The sequence below is a fragment of the Anaeromyxobacter sp. SG66 genome, from assembly GCF_022690805.1.
GTDB classification, from domain to species: domain Bacteria; phylum Myxococcota; class Myxococcia; order Myxococcales; family Anaeromyxobacteraceae; genus Anaeromyxobacter; species Anaeromyxobacter soli.
Genome location: NZ_JALCZC010000033.1, coordinates 1 through 18,461, shown reverse-complemented (window position 1 = coordinate 18,461; position 18,461 = coordinate 1). Strand labels below are relative to the sequence as shown.

Sequence of the window (18,461 nt, the reverse complement as noted above, 5' to 3'; positions counted from 1 at the left end):
CCGGGGGTGCGGAAGCACGAGAGATATCGCACCCCGCCCCGGGCGGGCGAGCGGCCGCTCCTGCGCCCTGCCGGCCCTTTACCGGCGGGCGCTCCGCGGGCAAGCTCTCGCGCCCGGAGGTCCCCCATGCCGGTGGTCGTGCAGAAGTACGGCGGCTCGTCCGTCGCCGACGTCGAGAAGATGCGCAAGGTGGCCGCGAAGGTCGCCGCGACCCGGCGCGCGGGCAAGGACGTGTGCGTCGTCGTCTCCGCGATGGGCGACACGACCGACGAGCTCCTCGCGCTCGCGAAGCAGGTCTCGTCGGCGCCGCCCCGGCGCGAGCTCGACATGCTCCTCACGGCCGGCGAGCGCATCTCGATGGCGCTCCTCTCCATGGCGCTGCAGGACCAGGGCGTGGACGCCATCAGCTTCACCGGCAGCCAGTCCGGCATCCTCACCACCGACGCGCACGCCTCCGCGCGCATCGTCGAGGTGCGGCCCTACCGCGTGCAGGAGGAGCTCGCCCGCGGCAAGGTCGTCATCGTCGCCGGGTTCCAGGGCGTCTCCTCGCGCAAGGAGGTGACGACGCTCGGCCGCGGCGGCTCGGACACGACCGCGGTCGCGCTCGCGGCGGCGCTCGGCGGCGACTGCGAGATCTACTCGGACGTCGCGGGGGTGTTCTCCGCGGACCCGCGCGTCGTCCCCGCCGCGCGGCGGCTCGACGCGCTCTCGTACGACGAGATGCAGGAGCTCGCGGCGGCCGGCGCCAAGGTGCTGAACGCGCAGGCGGTCGAGTTCGCGAAGGAGCGGGGCATCGCCATCCACGCCCGCTCGACGTTCGGCGGCGCGGAGGAGACCGTGGTCCGTGGCGGGACGCACCCGGAGCGGATCGCCGGCGTCGCGACGCAGAAGGAGCTCGCGCTCCTCGGCCTGCCCGCCGCCGCGCTCCCCGCCGTGCTGGAGCGGCTCGAGGGGCGCGGCGCCGTCGCCGCGGAGATCGCGATGCCGGGCGCGCGCGCCGGGCTCGTCCTCGCGCTCGAGAACGTGCACGACTGGGAGCTCCTCGCGCGCGCGCTCCGCGCCGACGTGCCCGGGATCGACATCGCGGACGAGGGGCTCGGCGCGGTCTCGGTGGTGGGCACCGGACTCTCCGCCGGGCATCGCGTGCTGCGCGAGGTCACCGGCGTGCTCGACGGCCTCGGCGCGCCCGCCCGCGCGCTCTTCACCTCCGCGCTGCGCGTGACGGCCTACTGCGACGCGCGCGCGCTGCCGGACGCGGCGCGGGAGCTCCACCGGCGGCTCATCGGCTGAGCGCGGCCTCGCGCGGGCGCCGCGCGGCGGCTCCTCCGCCCCTCACGACCCCCAGAACCCGCCGCTCCCGGCGCCGTGCCGGTCCTTGCGGAGGTCGTGGCCGGGGTCGAGCTTCACGAAGCTGCACATCTCGTTGAGCCGCGAGTAGATGCGATCGCCCACCCGCTGGGCGAGCGTCATCGCCTCGGCGTCGCGCTGGAACTCGGGCGAGCGGGTGCGCACGACGCGCCCCGGCTCCTCGGCGGGGGCGCGCGCCTCGAGGAAGTAGTTCGTCGCGAACAGCGTCGCGAGGCCGGAGTTGAAGCGCCGGCTGATGAGCTCGTCCAGCATCGAGCGCTCCCACTCGGTGCCGCGCTCCTTGCCGAGCTCGTCGATGGCGAGCACCGGGACGGAGAGGAGCGGCCGCAGGATCTCCATGTGGCCGCGGTTCGCGTCGAAGCCGGAGCGGATGTCGGAGAGCAGCAGCATGAACTCGACGTACCGCCCGGCGACGCCCTTCTCGAGCGCGAGGTAGCGGAGCGTCGCGACGAGGAGGTGCGTCTTGCCCGCGCCCGGGCGACCGTAGAGGAGGTAGCCTTTCGTCGGCGCGTCCTTGCGGAACTTGCGCGCGAAGTCCTCGGCGACCGCCTTCGCCTTGGCGTGGTCCGGCGACCAGCTCTTGAACCCGTCGAACGAGGCCTTCGCGACGGCGGCGGGGATGCCGATCTGGTTGAACACCCCGATCCGCTCGTCCAGGTGCCGGCACGAACAGACCTGCGCGACCATCGACCCGCCCGACGGCACGAGGGTGTAGCCGGTCTCGCCGCAGCGAGGGCAGGCGGACTGGCACGTGCAGCGCCGGGCCCGCGCGGGCTGCCCGAGCACCTGCTCCACGACGTAGCCGCCGCCGCCGCAGTCGGAGCAGGAGGTCGTCCCGGGGTCTGGCATGGGGGCGGGAGTCTACACCGAACCGCGGAGGCACGTGACCCCCGCCGCCCGCGCCGCGTCGGAGACGTGGGCCCGGAGCGCGTCGCGATAGGCGGCGCGGCTCGCCGAACGCGTGCGCGGGCCGGCGAGCAGGCGCACGCGGGGCCCCAGGGCCGCGCGCACCGGCGGCTCGAGCGAGGTGAGCCAGGCGGAGAGGATGCGGGCGTCGGCTTCGGCCAGCGCGGCGTCGAGCCGCGCGAGCGGGGACGTCTCGCCGGCCGCCGCCAGGGCCAGGGCCGGCTCGAGCGCGCGCCACGCGGCGCGATAGCCCTCCCGCAGCGCGGGCGGCGCGGAACGTCCGGCCTCGGTGAGGAGCGTGCGCGCGGCGCGGAGGCGTGACGCGGCGACCGGCTCCTCTCCCGCCGGTCCCGGCGGCGCGTCGCCCACCCGGCCGCTGCGGTAGTCGCGCCACTCGTCGTCGACGGCGAGCCTGAGCGCCCGCAGCGAGCGAGGCGGCCGGGCGCCGCCCTCCTGCTGCTGCTCGAGCCCGCGGCGGATGCCCCGGCAGACGACGGCGACCGGGATGCCGCGCCGCTCCCACTCGCAGACGAGCTCCTCGTCGAGCGGCGACAGCATGAGCCCCGCGCCGCGCAGCCCGAGGAAGTACTCGGAGACCACGGCGGCGTAGTCGAGCGCGGAGGCGGGGAGGTCCGACACGGCGGAGCGGAGGATACGCGGCGGGTACGACGGGCGCGGCGTCCTCCCCGGCGCCGCCGCGCCGCTTCGGCGCCCGGCCGTGCGAACCGCGAGGTGCGACACGGGCCGCCGGCCCGCCGCCGAAATCACGCGCCGTAATAGCGCCCGTTCGCCTCCTCGCCGATGACGCCGAACTTCGCGCGCGAGGTGGCGAGCGGGTCCGAGCGCCAGGTGAAGCCGAGCGACGGCACCTCGACGCGCGCCTCCGCCTGCGCCGTGGCCTTCCAGCCCTTGAACCGGAACTGCTTCGCGGGGTCGTCGATGGTGACGGGCTCGTCGGTCGCCGTCCAGACGACGGTGACGTCGAGGCGCGCCCGGCGCGCGTCGGCGTCCGGCTCGGGCCAGCGCGGCTGGTCGATGACGGCGAGCCCGGTGAGCCGCAGGGTCGCCTTGCGCCCGTCCCCGGAGACGACGAGCGCGCCGGGCGGGACGTCCGCGATCCAGTAGAGCCCGTTCGGCCGGATGGCGGGATGGAAGTCGTGCACCTTGCTGGCGGGGGTCGCCGACCCCCGGAACAGCGTCAGTCAGAGGTGCGCGAAGAGGCCTCTGCGCTCGATCCGGGTCGTGGGCCAGTAGGTCGCGTCGATGAAGGAGAAGTCGGTGGAGGGGGCGCCCCACACGAGCGGGTTTCCTTGCCCGTCCTTGCCCGTGCCCTCGAAGTCGTTCGCGCGCGCGATGCGACCCTTGAAGTGGAAGATGTTCGACGGGTCCATCCCGGGACCGGGCGACTGGTTGTGGCTGCCGTTCTTGTCGAGCCACGGGATCGCCGACGGCTCGCTCGAGCCGCCCACCGGCGCGGCGAGCACGTCTCGGCCGCCGCGCGGCGCCGCCGCGCGCGCAGCACCCCCGAGTCCCCCGCCCACGCCCGCCACGCCGAGCGCGCCGAGCCCGGCCGTGAGGAGCCTGCGTCTCCCGAAGCCACCCGCAGCCCGCGAACGATCACGCATCGTCATCTCCGCATCTCCGCGCGGACACGTGCCCGCCGCGAAGGCCCTAGCTCCGGCGCGCGCCGCCCGCGCGCCGCCGGAGTGGTCGCCCGGAGGGCGTGGAGGTAACGAGGGGGCCCGTCCGGCGGTCAGCGACCCCGGAGCTCCCGCGCGACCTCTGCCGCCGTCGGCGGCCGGCGGCCGGGGTCCTTCTCGAGGAGGCGCTCCGCGAGCCGGGCGAGCCGCGGGTCGGCGCCGGGGTTCACGCAGAGCAGCGCGGGGGGGGCCGCGTGGAGGATCTCGCGCCAGAGCGCGACGGGATCGCTCGAGACGAACGGCGGGACACCCGCGAGCAGCTCGAACAGGATGACGCCGAGGCTGTAGAGGTCGCTGCGCGCGTCCACCGGCTCGCCCTGAGCCTGCTCGGGAGACATGTAGCGGTACGTGCCGACCACGCGGCCCACCGCGGTGAGCGCCTCCTCCGGGTCGGCCGCCGCGGTCTTCACGAGCCCGAAGTCCATGAGCCGGGCGACCCGCGCGTCGTCGATCATGACGTTCGTCGGCTTCAGGTCCCGGTGCACGAGCCCTTCTCCGTGCACGTACGCGAGGGCGTCCGCGACCTGCGCCAGGGCGGAGCGGAGCCGCTCCACGCGGCCCGGACGGTTGAGCGCGACGAGGAGCTCCGGCGAGGGGGGCGCGAGCCCGCACCCGCCGCTCGACGAGGGATCGGCCGGGTTGGGCCAATCCGTCTCCGTCGCGGGCTCGTCGAGCATGGCGGCCAGGGCGGCGCGCGCGTCGGGGAAGGGGCCGGAAGCGCCCGACTCGGTCTCGTCGTCGGATTCGGCGGCCGAGGCGGAGTCGCCGGGCGGCGCCGGAGTGGGGGGCGCGTCGAGGGCGGGGGAGAGGTACGCGCGCAGGTGGAGCCCCAGGACGAGCTCCATCGCGAGGTACGAGCACCCCTCGGAGAATCCCGCGTCGTACACCCGCACGACGTTCGGGTGATCGAGCGCGCGGAGCACCTCGTACTCGCGCGCGAGCCTCCGGGCCGCGGTCGGGTCGGCCGCGGCGGCGCCGCCGAGCACCTTGACCGCGGCGAGGTGACCGGTCCCGGTGTGCCGGCCGCGGTAGACCGTCCCGACCCCACCGCGCCCGATGACGGACAGGATCTCGTACGGGCCGACGCGGCGGGGGGGCACGGGAATCGAGCATACGCCAACCCTCGCGGAATGGGTCAAACCCGCGCCCTGACTGACGTTCGGGCTCGCGGCCGCCCGGCGACCCGTGCTATGAGCCGCGCGTGACCGGCGAGACCCCCGTCGAAGAGCTCGAGGCACGCGTGCGGGCGAGACCCGTGCCGCGCCACGTGGCCATCATCATGGACGGGAACGGGCGGTGGGCGGAGGCGCGGGGACTCCCGCGCGTGCTCGGCCACCGCGAGGGCTCCGAGTCGGTGCGGGCGGTGACGCGCGCCGCGCGGCGCATCGGCGTCGAGGCGCTCACCCTCTACGCCTTCAGCGCCGAGAACTGGGCGCGCCCGGACGAGGAGGTGGGGGCGCTCATGTCGCTGCTCGCCGAGTTCCTCGAGTCCGAGCGCGGCGAGATGATGGCGAACGGCATCCGGCTGAACGCCATCGGCGAGCTGGACCGTCTGCCCGACGTCGTGCGCGAGAAGCTCGCGGTGGTGCGCGCCGAGACCGCCAGCAACGCGGCGATGACCCTCACGCTCGCGCTCTCCTACGGCGGCCGGCAGGAGCTCGTGCAGGCCGCACGCCGGGCCGCGGCGGCGAAGGGCGCGGCGCTCGAGGCGGACGACATCGAGGCGGCGCTCTGGACCGCCGGCCTCCCGGAGCTCGATCTGCTCGTTCGCACGAGCGGGGAGCGGCGCATCTCGAACTTCCTCCTCTGGCAGTGCGCCTACGCGGAGCTCCACTTCTCGGACGTCCTCTGGCCGGACTTCCGCGATCGCGAGCTCTTCCGCGCCATCGAGGATTTCCAGGGGCGCGAGCGCCGCTTCGGGCTCACCGGCGCGCAGCTCGGCCCCCGCACCTAGCGAATGCCCGCGTTCGACCAGAAGAACCGGCAGAACCTCGTGCTCCGCGTCGCCTCGGCGGTGGTGCTGTTCCCGCTCGCGGTGTGGCTCACCTACGTCGGCGGCTTCCCGTTCGCGGTGCTGGCCGGCGCCGCCGCCGCCATCGCGGCGTACGAGCTCGTCGTGATGTTCGGCACCGTGGGCGCGACCGAGCTGTTCGGCGTCGCGATCGCGGGCGCGATCCCGTTCGTCGCCGCGTGGGAGCCGAGCGGCAACCTGCTGCCCGGGTGGTCGGGGCTCGCGCTCGCTGGCGCGACCGTCTCCCTGTTCGTGTTCTCCCTCTTCCGGCGCTCGCCGCTCGAGGAGATCCCGCGCGCGATCGCGATCGTCACGCTCTCCTGGCTCTACTGCGGCGTGCTCATCGCCTCGCTCGTCGGGCTCCGGCTCCGGTTCGACGTGGGCTGGGTGATCCTCGCGTTCGTGGTGACGTGGGGCAACGACACCTTCGCCTACTTCACCGGGCACGCGCTCGGCCGGCACAAGCTGCTCGAGCGGATCTCGCCCAAGAAGACGTGGGAGGGCTTCGCCGGCGGGGCGGTGGGCAGCGTCGTGGGCGCGCTCGTCACGCGCGCGCTCCTCCTGTCGGACGAGCTCCCGGTGGGGCTGGCGATCGCGGTGGGGATCGGCGGGGCGGTGCTCGGACCGCTCGGCGACCTGGCCGAGTCGATGGTGAAGCGCGCGGCGGGGGTGAAGGACTCCGGCAAGATCATCCCAGGCCACGGCGGGCTGCTCGACCGCATCGACGCGCTCCTGTTCGTCGCGCCGTGGGTGTACGTCTGCGCGGCGTACCTCCGGTAGGGCCGTCCGGTCGCGCCTCGCCTGCCCGTGATAGAGATTCGCCCCGTGAAGCGCGTCGCGATCCTCGGCTCCACCGGCTCCATCGGCGTGCAGGCGCTCGACGTCGTCGGCCGTTTCCCCGACCGCTTCCAGGTGGTCGGCCTCGCCGCGGGGCGCAACGCGGCCCGGCTCGCCGAGCAGGTCCGGCGCTTCCGCCCGCGGCTCGTGTCCGTCGCGGACGCGGCGGCCGCGCGCGAGGTGCGCGAGCTCGCGCCGCCCGGCACCGAGGTGCTCGTCGGCGAGGCGGGGGCGGTCGCGGTCGCCTCGCACCCGGACGTGGACTTCGTGCTCGCGGCCATCTCCGGCGGCGCGGGCCTCCGCTCCACCGCCGCGGCCATCGAGGCGGGGAAGCCGGTCGGCCTCGCGAACAAGGAGTCGCTCGTGCTCGCGGGCGAGCTGCTCACCGCGCGCGCCGCGGCGCGCGGCGTGCCCATCCTGCCGGTGGACTCCGAGCACAGCGCCATCTACCAGTCGCTCGCCGGCCACAACCGGCGCGAGGTGCGCCGCCTCATCCTCACCGCCTCGGGCGGTCCGCTCCGCCTGGTGCCCGCCGCCGAGCTCGCCGACGTGGGCCCGGAGCGCGCGCTCAAGCACCCGAACTGGTCGATGGGGGACAAGATCACCATCGACTCGGCGACCCTGATGAACAAGGGGCTCGAGGTGATCGAGGCGCGCTGGCTGTTCGGCGTGGAGCCGCGCCGCATCGACATCGTCGTTCACCCCGAGTCGATAGTGCACTCGATGGTGGAGTACATCGACGGCTCGATGGTCGCGCAGCTCGGCGTGTCGGACATGCGCGGCCCCATCAGCTACGCCATGACCCACCCGGAGCGGCTGCCACTCGACCTCCCGCCGCTCGACCTCGCCCGCCTGGGCAAGCTGACCTTCGAGCAGCCCGACCCGGCGCGCTTCCCGGCGTTCATGCTCGCGTACCGCGCCCTCGAGCTGGGCGGCACCGCCCCCGCGGTGCTGTCCGGGGCGGACGAGGCTGCGGTCGCCGCGTTCCTCACCCGACGGTGCCGCTTTCCCGACATCGCCGACATCTGCGCCTCCGTCCTCGAGGCCCACGCCGTCGAGCCCGTCAGGAGCGTCGAGCAGGCGCTCGCCGCGAGCGACTGGGGGCGCCGCGAGGCGGAGAAGCGCGTCGCCCGCGCGGGGGGTTAGCCGTCTCCGCGCCCCCCGCCGCGCCTTCCTGGCTCCATCAAGGCGACCAAAGTTTCGGCACGGGTCCGGGCGAATCGCCCGGCCGCCCGGTACGATGGGAGTGACATGCCGGATCTCCTCCTCAAAGCTGGATCGATCGTCCTCCTGCTGGGCGGGCTCATCTTCGTCCACGAGCTGGGCCACTTCCTCGTGGCCAAGGCGCTCGGGGTGAAGGTCGTCCGCTTCTCCATCGGGTTCGGGACCCGCCTGTTCGGGTTCAGGCGCGGCGAGACCGAGTACCGCATCTCGCTCCTTCCGCTCGGCGGCTACGTGAAGATGGCGGGCGACGATCCGAGCGAGGAGCTCGCGCCGGAGGATCGCGGCCGCGGCTTCCTCGAGCAGCCGCCCTGGAAGCGGCTCCTCATCGCGTTCGCCGGGCCGGCGATGAACCTCGTCTTCCCCGGCCTCATCTACTTCGCCCTCATGATCGGGCAGAACGGCGAGCCCACCGCGGGCCCGGTGGTCGGCACCGTGGCCCCCGGCTCGCCCGCCGCGGAGGCAGGGCTGCGCGCCGGGGACCGGATCCTCTCCGTCCAGGCGCCCGGCACGGCGCCCGCGCCGGTGCGCTACTTCGGCGACCTGCGCGACCTCGTGTCGCCGCACGCGGGGGAGCCGCTCACGTTCCGCGTCGAGCGCGACGGAGCTCCCGTCGGGCCGGTCACCATCGTGCCCGCCGCGGACGAGGAGGCGAACCCCATCGAGACCACGCGCCGCGGGGTCATCGGCGTGACGGCGTTCTACGCCCCCGCGGTGGTGGCGCCCGCGACGGCCGGCGCCGCCGGCCCGCTCGAGCCGTTCGATCTGGTGGTCGCGGTGAACGGGACGAAGGTCCGCCACCTCGGCGAGCTCGAGCACGCGGTCCGCGACGCCGCGTGCAAGCCCGTGTCGCTCGAGGTCGTCCGCGAGCGGGCGGAGAAGCTCCCCGGGGCGACGCTCGCGTCCTTCGATCCGGTGAAGCTCGACGCGGTCCCCACCTGCGCCGGCGGCCGCCCGGCGTTCCTCCCCGCCGACCCGTCGCTCTCGACGTTCGTGGCGGCGGTGGTCCCCGGCAGCCCCGCCGACAAGGCCGGGCTGCGCCGCGGCGACGCCATCGCCGCGATCAACGGGAAGCCGGTGCGCTCGTTCATGCGCGACGTGAACGCGCTCGCCCGCGAGTTCCAGGTGGGCAAGCCGGTGGCGCTCACCCTCGCCGACGGCCGCACCCCCACGCTCGTCCCCGCGAAGGAGAGCTACGTCGACGAGCTCACGAAGGAGCGGAAGGAGCGGCTCGTGCTCGGGTTCCAGCCCGATCGCCGGGCGCTCGTGGACGCGCGCGCGCTCGTGGTGGACGAGGTCCCGCTCTCGCGCGGCCCCGTCGAGATGGCGGGGCTCGCGTGGCGCCAGCTCTCCGAGGTGGTGCGCCTCACCGTGCTCGGCATCCAGCGGATCGTCACCGGCCAGATCAGCTTCAAGACGGTGGGCGGGCCGATCATGCTGTTCTCCATCGCCTCCGAGGCGGCGCAGGAGGGCTGGGCGTCGTTCCTCTTCAAGATGGCCCTCATCAGCGTGAACCTCGGCCTCATGAACCTCCTGCCGATCCCGGTCCTCGACGGCGGGCACATCGCGCAGGCGCTCGTCGAGGCCGTCACGCGGCGGCCGCTGTCCCTCCGGGCGCGGGAGATCGCCAACATCGTGGGGATCGTCCTGCTCTTCACGCTCATGCTCTTCGTGTTCAAGAACGACATCGTGCGGCTCGTGGGGTAAGAAGCGCGGCATGCTCGTCGCCGCCCTCGACACCGCCACGCTCACGCTCTCCGTCGCGCTCGTGGACGTCCTCCCGGGCGCGGCGCCGCGCGTCCGCTGCGAGCGCACCGAGCACGCGCCGGCGCGCCCCGCCCCCGGCGCGACCGGCGGGCACGGCGGGCGGCTCCCCGGGGCGCTCGTCGCGCTCCTCGACGCGGAGGGGCTCCGCCTCGCCGACGTGGAGGGCTTCGCCATCGGCATCGGGCCGGGCTCGTTCACCGGGCTCCGCATCGGCCTCGCCACGTGGAAGGGGCTCGCCTACGCGAACCGCCGCCCGATCGCGGGCGTGTCGAGCCTCGCGGCGATGGCGCTCGCGGCGGAGGCGGACGCCCGCCCGGGCGAGGTGCTCGTGCCGCTCCTCGACGCGAAGAAGGGCGAGGTCTACGCGGGCTTCTACCGCGCGGCGGGCGGGGCGGTGGAGGCGGTGCTGCCCGAGGCGGCCCTTCCCCCGGCGGCGCTGCTCGAGCGCGTCGCGACGGTGCCCGGCGCCGCCGCGTTCGGCGAGGGCTACGCGGCGTACGCCGCCGCGCTCGAGGGGCACCTCGCGCGGCTCGAGACCGCGATCGCGGCGCCCACCGCCGCGGCGGTCGCCGCGCTCGCCGGACCGAGGCTCGCCGGCGCGAGCTTCGACCCGCAGGCGCTCTTCGCGCTCGAGCCGCACTACGTCCGCCCGAGCGAGGCGGAGCTGAAGTTTCCGAAGGGGCTCGGCCCCGGCGCGGATCGCTGACTCGGCGCACGATCCCGGCCTGCGGCGGGCGTCCTCGCTCCTTGCGCCTGCGGCGCGCGACCTATGGTGCGCCGGCGCGCCGAGCGCGGACGCCCCGACTCGGCTATCTTCCCACCTCCGCCCCAGACCGGTCCCGACAGGCCGCGAAGGCCAAACGCCCGACGCCCCCATGGAAGCCGCCGTCTTTCGCCCCGCGCTGCGCAACGTCCTCCTCTCCCTCGTCGCCGGCGCCGCCGGCGGCGTCGTCCTCGGCGTCGTCGCGGGTGCGCCGTTCCTGCTCTCGCTCGCGTTCGGGGCGGTCGCCGCCGCCCTCGCGCTCGCCTTCCGCCAGCTCACCGGCCTGCGCGTCGTCGCGACGGCCGGCGGCCTCGCGGTGAAGGGCCGCGACGCGGGGCTCTCGGCGCGCTGGGAGGAGCTGCGGCTCGGGTTCGGGAGGAGCCCGCGCCCCGACGGCTCCTGGCAGCCCTACGCCATCGTGGCGGACGCGCGCGGCCGCTCCTTCGCGTTCGCCGACCTCGCCGGCGCGCGCGGGTGCGAGGCGGTGCGCGGGCTCGACGGCGCCGACGTCGAGATCGAGGACCTGCGCGACGCCCCGCTCCTGCTCGCCCTCGTGGTCCAGCGCGCTCCGGCGTGGCACGTCCTGCCGCCGGCCCTGCTCGCTCCGCCCGTCGTCGAGGCGGCGCCCGCGCCCACCGGGGCGCCGGCCGCGGGAGAGCGGCGATCTCGGGTGGGCCTGCTCGGCCTCCTCGGCAAGCTGGGCGGGACGGTCGCCAAGGCCGCGAAGACCGCCAACCTCGGCTGGGCGGCCGCCTCTGCGGCGACCTACGGCGTCCTCTTCTCCTGGAAGTTCGCGGTGGCGCTCCTCGTCCAGCTCTTCGTCCACGAGTACGGCCACGTCCACGCGATGCGGAGGACCGGCATGAGCGTGCGCGGCATGTACTTCGTGCCGTTCCTCGGGGCGATCGCCGTCACCGACGACGCGTTCACCTCGCGCCGCCAGCAGGCGTACGTCGCGCTGAACGGGCCGCTGTGGGGCTCCCTGTTCGCCCTCCTCCCCGCCGCCCTCTGGCTCTGGACGCGCGATCCCATGTTCGCCGCCGTGGCCACCTGGTGGGCGGTGATCAACCTCTTCAACCTGCTCCCCATCGCCCCGCTCGACGGCGGGCGCGTCATGCAGGCCTTCGCGTTCTCGTTCTCCTCGACCCTCGGGGTCGCGCTCACGATCCTGGGCCTCGGCGCCGCGGTCGCGGTGGGGACGACGCTCGGCTACGAGCTCGTCTGGATCATCGCGCTCCTCGGCGCGCTCGAGCTCGTCGCGGAGGCGCAGGCGCGCGCGGGCGGGCGGGCGCTGCGGCTCCTGCCCGAGCGCGCGCGCTTCGGGCCCGCGCAGTTCCGCTACCTGCGCGCGGTGGCGGGGCCGCCGCTCGGCTCGCCGTCCGAGGCGTTCTTCGTGCGCGACCTCCAGCGGATGGAGCAGGCCGCGAAGGCCGCGCCGCTCCGGCCGCTCGAGATGGCGCTCTTCGGCGTCGGCTACGCCGCGCTCGCGGCGGGGCTGCTCGCCCTCGTGCACTTCATGTCGCACGTGCCGGGGGCGAACGTCGCCGCGCAGATCCTGTCCTGACCATGCACGTCTTCGTCACCGGCGCCACGGGGCTCATCGGGCGCGCCCTCTGCGGCGCGCTCCTCGAGGCCGGGCACGCGGTCACCGCGCTGTCCCGCAGCCGCGGCGCCGACCGGATCCTGCCGGCGGGTACGCGCGTCCTCACCGGCGATCCGGCGGAGGGAGGCGGCTGGGAGGAGGCGCTCGCGGCGTGCGACGCCTGCGTGAACCTCGCGGGCGAGCCCATCGTCGAGGGGCGCTGGACCGCCGCGAAGAAGCGGCGCATCCGCGAGAGCCGGGTGCGCGCGACGGAGCGCATCGCCGCCGTCGTGCGCGCGGGCGGGCCGCGGGTGCTCGTCTCCGGCAGCGCCGTCGGGTGGTACGGCTCGCGCGGGGACGAGCTCCTCGACGAGGGCTCTTCCGGCGGGGAGGGGTTCCTCGCCGACGTCTGCCGCGAGTGGGAGGCCGCCGCCACGCCGGCCGCGGCGCGGGCGCGCCTCGTGCTCCTGCGCACCGGGATCGTCCTCTCTCCCGCCGGCGGCGCGCTCCCGAAGCTCGTCCGGCCGTTCCGCCTCTTCGCGGGCGGGCCGCTCGGGAGGGGCGACTTCTGGATGCCCTGGATCCACCTCGCCGACGAGGTCGGGATCGTGCGCTTCGCGCTCGAGGACGCGCGCGTCGAGGGGCCGCTCGCGGCCTGCGCGCCCGAGCCGGTCCGCAACCGTGACCTCGCGCGCGCGATCGGCAAGGTGCTCGGACGCCCGAGCTTCCTCGCCGCGCCGGAGGTCGCCGTGCGGCTCGCGGTGGGCGAGGCCGCCGAGGCCGTCCTCGGGAGCCAGCGGGTGGTGCCGCGCAAGGCGCTCGAGCTCGGCTACCGCTTCCGCTTTCCGACCCTCGAGGCCGCGCTCAGGGAGCTGCTCGGGAGCTGAGGGCAGCCCCCTCGACCTCGACCTCACCGACGCCCGCCTCGACCGCATCCCGAACCTCGCGCCCAGGAGAACCGCCGTGCCCAAGCTCCCCATGACCCTCGCCCTCGTCGGCGCCACCGGCGAGGTCGGGCGCGCCGCGCTCGACGCGCTCGACCAGCTCGACCTCCCCGTGAAGGCGCTCCGCCCGTTCGCCTCGCCCCGCTCGGCGGGCGAGCTCGTCGAGTTCCAGGGCGACGACCTGCGCGTCGCACCGCTCGCGGACGGCGCGTTCCGCGGCTGCGACGTCGCGCTCTTCTGCGCCGGGGCCGAGGTCGCGCGCGAGTGGGCGCCGCGGGCGTGGGCGGAGGGCTGCGCCGTGGTGGACGTCTCGCCCGCGTTCCGCGCCGACGGCGAGGTGCCGCTCGTCGTCGCCGAGCTGAACGCCGAGGCGATCGCCGCCTTCCGCGCACGCGGCGTGGTGGCGACGCCCGGCCCGACCGCGACGGCCGTGGCGCTGGCGCTCGCGCCGCTCCGCGCCGCGGGGATCGAGCGGGTCGTCGTCTCGACGTACGAGCCGGCCTCCGGCGCCGGCCGCGCGGGCGTCGCAGAGCTCGAGCGCGAGGCGCGGGACCTGCTCGGCCTCAAGGAGCCGGACCCCGCGGCGCGCTTCCCGCACCGCCTCGCGTTCAACCTGATCCCGCAGGTGGGCGCCTTCGGCGAGGGCGGCGCGACCGACGAGGAGGAGGGGATCGTCCGCGACGCCCGCCGCGTCCTCGGCGCGCCCGAGCTGCGCCTGACCGCGACCGCGGTGCGGGTGCCGGTCTTCTACGGCGAGGCCGTCGCGGTGAACGTCACGACGCGCGAGAAGCTCGGGGTGAGCGAGGCGCGGGAGCTCTTGCGGGCCGCGCCGGGCGTGAAGGTCGTGGACACGCCGGGGGAGGGCATCTACCCGATGCCGATGCTCGCGGCGAACGAGGACGCCGTGCTGGTGGGCCGCCTGCGCGAGGACCGCTCGCAGGCGCGCGGGCTCGACCTGTTCCTGGTCGTCGAGAACACGCGCAAGGGCGCCGCCACGAACGCCCTGCAGATCGCGCGGGTCCTCGCCGAGCAGCACCTCTAGCCTCTGCCAAATTGTCAGCCCGCCCGCGCGGGCGCTGCCATTTTGGCGCCCCGCCGGCGCCCGCGCGGCTCGAGCGAGCCGGAAATCGCGAGGGAGTCGGGGGGGATCGTTCCCTTGCCCCCCTGGCGCTCCGGTTGCAGAATCGGCGCCCATCATGCGCCGAGCACTCCTCCTCGCAGCGCTGGCCTTGCCCGCGCTGGTCCGCGCCCAGACGGCGGGCACGGTCACGTTCACGCCCGACAACCTCCTCGGCTCCGCGGACTGCGATCCCGCGAGCACGACGACCGTGAGCCTCTCGTGGGCGGTGGCGGCCACCGGCGTCGCGGGCGGGACCTATCGCGTCTACGCGTCCTCGCGCGCGCCGACCTCCACGACCACGAACGCGGTCAAGCTCTGCGACACGAGCGACGTCCCGGCGGACAGCGTGCGCGCGGCCCAGATCGGCGAGGACATCAGCGCCACCGCCAACCCGCAGAGCGCCGACTTCCGGACCGCCGACTTCGTGCTCGCGACGGGCTACTCCTGCGCGGAGACGACGGCGCGCACGATCTACGTCTGCGTCCACTTCGTCCCCTCCGGCCAGACCGACGCGAGCGCCTCGGCGAACGGCTCGATGAAGCTCGACCTGAAGGCTCCCGCGAGCCCGGCCAACGTGACGGTCGAGCCGGGAGAGCAGGGGTTGCGCGTCTCGTGGGATCACGGCACGGGCGGCGCGGCCGACGCGAGCTACTTCAAGATCCACGCGGTGGCGACCGACGCGACGAAGGACGCCCGGGATCACTGGTCCGGGAAGATCCTCGACGAGACCGGCCGGGTCAGCGGCCGGATCGACGGGCTCACGAACCTCGTCGAGTACCAGGTGACCGTGGTTGCTTACTCCTCGGCGGACAACGCGAGCCAGCCGTCGGAGCCGAAGACCGGGACGCCGCAGCCGGTGGAGGACTTCTGGGAGTACTACCACTCGAGCGGCGGGCAGGAGCAGGGCGGCTGCGCGAGCGGCCCCGCCGGCGCGCTCGGCATCCTCGGCGCCGCGCTCGCGCTGGCGTTCCGGAGGCGCAAGTGAACGCGAAGCTCCTCCTCGCCCTCGCCCTCGCGGCGCTCGCGCTGCCCGCCGCCGCGCAGGACCGCTCCCCGAAGTGGGGCTCGTTCGAGATCGGCGCGGGCACCTACACGCCCGACCTCGACTCGGAGTTCGCGACCAGGCCAGGGCCGTACGAGCGGATCCTCGGCGGCGGAAGCGGCTGGATGTTCCGCCTCGGCGCCTCCAAGGCGATCTTCGCGAACGACCTCGGCGCGATCGAGGTCGGGCTGCGGACCGGGTACTTCCAGAAGAACGGCAAGGGGCTCATCGAGCAGGCGAACCCCGACGGCACCTCGGTCCTCGTCCCGTCGCCGGACAAGACCACCCTCGCCATCGTCCCGACCAGCGCGACCGTGACGCTCCGCCTCGACTGGCTCGCCGAGCACTACCGCTTCGTGCCGCTGTCGTTCTACGGGCGCGCGGCCTTCGAGCGCTACAACTGGTGGGTGACGGGGGGCACCGGCGACTGGTCCAAGAAGGGTGCGACGAACGGCTGGTCCGTCACGGGCGGCGCCGCGCTGCTCCTCGACGCCTTCGACCCCGGGCTCGCGCGCGAGCTCGACAACGACACGGGCGTGAACCACACGTACCTGTTCTTCGACGTCACCCGCGCCCAGGTGGACGACTTCGGCAGCGGCAAGAGCTGGAACCTCTCGACCGACGGCGTCTCGCTGCAGGGCGGCCTGATGCTGGTGTTTTGAAGTTGAGCCTGCCCGGCGCAGGCAGGCCTCGTGCGCCGCACCTAGAGCTTCCGGTGCTTGAGCGCCGGCAGCTCCTGGCGCGCCTTCTCCAGCCGGTCCCGCCGGAACGGCGCGACGCACACGCCCTCGCCGTCCGGGCAGCGCGCGAGCACGACGCCCCAGGGGTCGACGATCATCGCGTTCCCGAAGGTCTGGCGGTTCGCCGAGTGGCGGCCCACCTGCGCCGGCGCGATGACGTAGGCGAGGTTCTCGATCGCGCGCGCGCGCACGAGCACCTCCCAGTGATCCTTGCCGGTGAAGAGCGTGAACGCCGCGGGGATGGTGATCACCTCCGCGCCGAGGCTCGCCAGCTTCCGGTACAGCTCCGGGAAGCGCAGGTCGTAGCAGATGGTGAGGCCGACCCGCCCGAGCGGCGTGGGCGCGATGACGACCTTGTCCCCCGGCACGACGCCCTCCGACTCGGCGTAGCGTGCGCCGTCGGGGATGTTCACGTCGAAGAGGTGGATCTTGCGGTACGCGGCGACGATCTGGCCGTCGTCGGCGATGAGCGCCGAGGTGTTCGCCGTGCGTCGCGGGTCGTCCACCTTCTCGGAGATGGAGCCGGCGACGACGAAGATCCCGCGCCGCCTGGCCAGCTCGCGGAGCGCGCCGAGCGTGGGCCCCTCCAGCGGCTCGGCGCCGGCGATCCGCCCCTCTTCGGGGCCCATGTAGGAGAAGTTCTCTGGCAGGGCGACGAGCCGCGCGCCCAGATCGGCCGCGTCCTCGACGAGACGCAGCGCCACCTCCAGGTTCCGCGCCCGGTCGGCGGTGGAGGTCATCTGGACCGCGCCCATGAGGTAAGCGGACGGCGCCATGTCGATGTCCTTACCATGTTCGAGGCGCGATGAACCGCTACTACACGACGTTCGAGGCCGCCCGCCTCCTCGGTGTCTCGCTGCCCACGGTGGTGAACTGGATCAAGGCGCGCCGGCTCAAGGCGCACCGCACTCCGGGTGGACACCGGCGCATCGCCCGCGAGGATCTCGCGACGTTCATGATCCGCCACGGCATGCCGCTGCCTGCGGATCTCGACGACGCGGCGCACGCCCGGCGCAAGGCGCTCGTCATCGCCGAGCCCGGGCCGGCGCGCGAGGGCGCGGCGCGGCAGCTCGCGGCGGCCGGCTACGCGGTGGACCAGGCGTCGCCGGGCTTCGCCGCCGGCGCGGCCGCGGCGCGGTTCACGCCGGACGTGTTCGTCATCCACGCGCCCGCGGCGGACGGCGGCGAGGTGCTGCGCTCCCTGCGCACCGATCGCGAGCTCGGCGCGACGCCGATCGTGGCGGTCGGGCACCCCGACTGGCTCGCGCCGCTGCGCGAGGCGGGCTGTGCCGAGGTCGTGGCTGCTCCGCCCGCGGACGGCGCGCTGGAGGGCGCCGTCGCGAGCGCGCTCGCGCCGGCGGGGAAGCGCGGCGCCGATGGCGGGCGCTCGCCCACCTCCACCCGCACCCGGCGCCCCCCGCGCCGCCCCCTCTCGGATTGATGCGCCGGAAGGGGGTCGCTATGCTCGATCCCGTTCCTGAAGCGCTCGCTCCCTCGCCTGCTCACGGTCATGAACGCCGCCGCGCGCCCCGCCCTCGTCGCCGCTGTGCTCGTCCTGGCGAGCACCGCGGGGACCGCGTTCGCCGCCTCCGGCCCGGGCGAAACGGCACCCCGCGCCGGGCAAGCGGAGGGCTCCGACGGCGGCGGGCGCCGCTGGGCCTCCGCGCGCGCCATCGCCTGCTACCTGGACGCACACCGGCGGCTGCGAGCCGGCGACGCGCAGGGGGCGGCCGACGCGCTGGCGCTCGCGGTCGCCTACGACGCGGCGAGCCCGGAGCTGCGCGTGTCGCTCGCCGGCGCCCTCTTCGAGCTCGAGCGGTTCGACGCGGCCGAGACCGAGGCGCGCGCGGCCGTCGAGCGCGCAGGGGACGCCGGCCGGGCCGCCTCCGAGGCGCACGTCCTCCTCGCGCGGCTCGCCGTGGAGCGCGACCGGCTCGAGGAGGCGACGCTCGCCCTGCGCCAGGCCATCCGCGTCGAGACTGGGCTCGCGGCGCGCGGCGAGCAGGTCGATCCGACGCCGTGGCGGGTCCTCTCCGATCTGTATCTCGACACCGGCGACGACGCGGCCGCCACCCGCACGCTCGAGGATCTCGCGGCGCGCGCGCCGGAGGAGGCGAGCGCGGGTTTCCGCGAGCTCGGCCGGACGCTGCTCGACCGGGACCAGGCGGGGCTCGCCGAGCGCCACCTCCGCCGTGCCGCGCAGCTCGAGCCGGGAGAGCTCGAGTCCCTCCGCCTGCTCGCGGCGGCGCACGACGCCCTCGGCCGCCCGGGCGAGGCGCGCGACGACCGGCTCGCGATCCTGAGCCGGGAGCCGGACGACGCCGCGACGCTCGCGGCGATGGGGAGGCTCGCGGCGCAGGCGGGAGAGCTCGCGCGGGCGCGCGAGTGGTTCGAGCGCTACGCCCGCGCCGCCGGCGAGGGCGTCGAGGCGCAGCTGCGGATCGCGTTCGAGTGGCTCGA

The 18,461-nt window shown here is 75.1% G+C and carries 19 protein-coding genes; 13 read left to right on the top strand and 6 right to left on the bottom strand.

Translation table 11 applies throughout. From position 1 onward, the window contains the following. The first annotated feature begins 126 nt into the window (after window positions 1-126). Window positions 127-1,290 (top strand): aspartate kinase, encoded by a 1,164-nt coding sequence (locus MNZ39_RS11530; protein ID WP_242338537.1) that lies wholly within the window; start codon window positions 127-129, stop codon window positions 1,288-1,290. Between the two features lie 42 nt (window positions 1,291-1,332). On the opposite strand, the gene MNZ39_RS11525 is transcribed toward MNZ39_RS11530, so the two are convergent. From MNZ39_RS11525 to MNZ39_RS11505, 5 genes are all read right to left on the bottom strand, one after another. Further along, window positions 1,333-2,217 carry an ATP-binding protein gene (locus MNZ39_RS11525; protein WP_242338534.1) on the bottom strand — a complete coding sequence of 295 codons (885 nt, stop codon included), beginning with the start codon at window positions 2,215-2,217 and terminating at the stop codon, window positions 1,333-1,335. A gap of 12 nt (window positions 2,218-2,229) precedes the next feature. Beyond that, entirely contained in the window at window positions 2,230-2,913 is a 684-nt protein-coding gene (locus MNZ39_RS11520) for a hypothetical protein (RefSeq protein WP_242338533.1), read from the bottom strand. A gap of 125 nt (window positions 2,914-3,038) precedes the next feature. Continuing rightward, window positions 3,039-3,437 (bottom strand): hypothetical protein, encoded by a 399-nt coding sequence (locus tag MNZ39_RS11515; protein ID WP_242338531.1) that lies wholly within the window; start codon window positions 3,435-3,437, stop codon window positions 3,039-3,041. Between the two features lie 39 nt (window positions 3,438-3,476). After that, a complete protein-coding gene (locus MNZ39_RS11510) occupies window positions 3,477-3,899 on the bottom strand; it encodes a hypothetical protein (protein WP_242338529.1) in 423 nt (140 codons plus the stop codon). 128 nt (window positions 3,900-4,027) lie between these two features. Continuing rightward, window positions 4,028-5,074, bottom strand: a complete 1,047-nt coding sequence (locus tag MNZ39_RS11505; RefSeq protein WP_242338527.1) for a serine/threonine-protein kinase — start codon at window positions 5,072-5,074, stop codon at window positions 4,028-4,030. Window positions 5,075-5,175: 101 nt separating this feature from the next. On the opposite strand from MNZ39_RS11505, the gene uppS reads away from it, so the two are divergent. The 10 genes from uppS to MNZ39_RS11455 all read left to right on the top strand — a co-directional run bounded on the left by uppS (window position 5,176) and on the right by MNZ39_RS11455 (window position 15,923). Next, entirely contained in the window at window positions 5,176-5,928 is a 753-nt protein-coding gene (gene uppS / locus MNZ39_RS11500; protein WP_308197062.1) for a polyprenyl diphosphate synthase, read from the top strand. A 3-nt stretch (window positions 5,929-5,931) separates the two neighbouring features. Further along, on the top strand, window positions 5,932-6,765 hold the full coding sequence (locus MNZ39_RS11495) for a phosphatidate cytidylyltransferase (RefSeq protein ID WP_242338525.1): 834 nt from the start codon (window positions 5,932-5,934) through the stop codon (window positions 6,763-6,765). A gap of 45 nt (window positions 6,766-6,810) precedes the next feature. Further along, window positions 6,811-7,968 carry a 1-deoxy-D-xylulose-5-phosphate reductoisomerase gene (locus MNZ39_RS11490; RefSeq protein WP_242338522.1) on the top strand — a complete coding sequence of 386 codons (1,158 nt, stop codon included), beginning with the start codon at window positions 6,811-6,813 and terminating at the stop codon, window positions 7,966-7,968. 105 nt (window positions 7,969-8,073) lie between these two features. Continuing rightward, complete coding sequence (gene rseP, locus MNZ39_RS11485) at window positions 8,074-9,750, top strand: RIP metalloprotease RseP (RefSeq protein WP_242338521.1); 1,677 nt, start codon at window positions 8,074-8,076, stop codon at window positions 9,748-9,750. A gap of 10 nt (window positions 9,751-9,760) precedes the next feature. Then, window positions 9,761-10,516, top strand: a complete 756-nt coding sequence (tsaB, locus tag MNZ39_RS11480) for a tRNA (adenosine(37)-N6)-threonylcarbamoyltransferase complex dimerization subunit type 1 TsaB (protein ID WP_242338519.1) — start codon at window positions 9,761-9,763, stop codon at window positions 10,514-10,516. Between the two features lie 169 nt (window positions 10,517-10,685). After that, window positions 10,686-12,137 (top strand): site-2 protease family protein, encoded by a 1,452-nt coding sequence (locus MNZ39_RS11475; protein WP_242338517.1) that lies wholly within the window; start codon window positions 10,686-10,688, stop codon window positions 12,135-12,137. A 2-nt stretch (window positions 12,138-12,139) separates the two neighbouring features. Beyond that, entirely contained in the window at window positions 12,140-13,042 is a 903-nt protein-coding gene (locus MNZ39_RS11470; protein WP_242338515.1) for a TIGR01777 family oxidoreductase, read from the top strand. Between the two features lie 76 nt (window positions 13,043-13,118). Beyond that, window positions 13,119-14,141, top strand: coding sequence for an aspartate-semialdehyde dehydrogenase (locus tag MNZ39_RS11465; RefSeq protein WP_242338513.1), 1,023 nt, complete (start codon window positions 13,119-13,121; stop codon window positions 14,139-14,141). A gap of 154 nt (window positions 14,142-14,295) precedes the next feature. Continuing rightward, window positions 14,296-15,204, top strand: a complete 909-nt coding sequence (locus tag MNZ39_RS11460; protein ID WP_242338511.1) for a fibronectin type III domain-containing protein — start codon at window positions 14,296-14,298, stop codon at window positions 15,202-15,204. Next, the gene (locus MNZ39_RS11455) at window positions 15,201-15,923 is read left to right on the top strand and encodes an MXAN_2562 family outer membrane beta-barrel protein (RefSeq protein ID WP_242338509.1); all 723 of its coding nucleotides are present in this window, start codon (window positions 15,201-15,203) and stop codon (window positions 15,921-15,923) included. Before MNZ39_RS11460 ends, MNZ39_RS11455 begins: the two co-directional genes overlap by 4 nt. A gap of 41 nt (window positions 15,924-15,964) precedes the next feature. Here MNZ39_RS11455 and MNZ39_RS11450 read toward each other — a convergent pair whose 3' ends face one another. Further along, entirely contained in the window at window positions 15,965-16,777 is an 813-nt protein-coding gene (locus MNZ39_RS11450) for a carbon-nitrogen hydrolase family protein (protein ID WP_242338507.1), read from the bottom strand. Window positions 16,778-16,806: 29 nt separating this feature from the next. Here MNZ39_RS11450 and MNZ39_RS11445 point away from each other — a divergent pair, with 29 nt between their 5' ends. Further along, on the top strand, window positions 16,807-17,442 hold the full coding sequence (locus MNZ39_RS11445; protein WP_242338506.1) for an excisionase family DNA-binding protein: 636 nt from the start codon (window positions 16,807-16,809) through the stop codon (window positions 17,440-17,442). 69 nt (window positions 17,443-17,511) lie between these two features. Next, the coding region (locus tag MNZ39_RS11440) for a tetratricopeptide repeat protein (protein WP_374202548.1) at window positions 17,512-18,461 on the top strand (950 nt) is incomplete at its 3' end.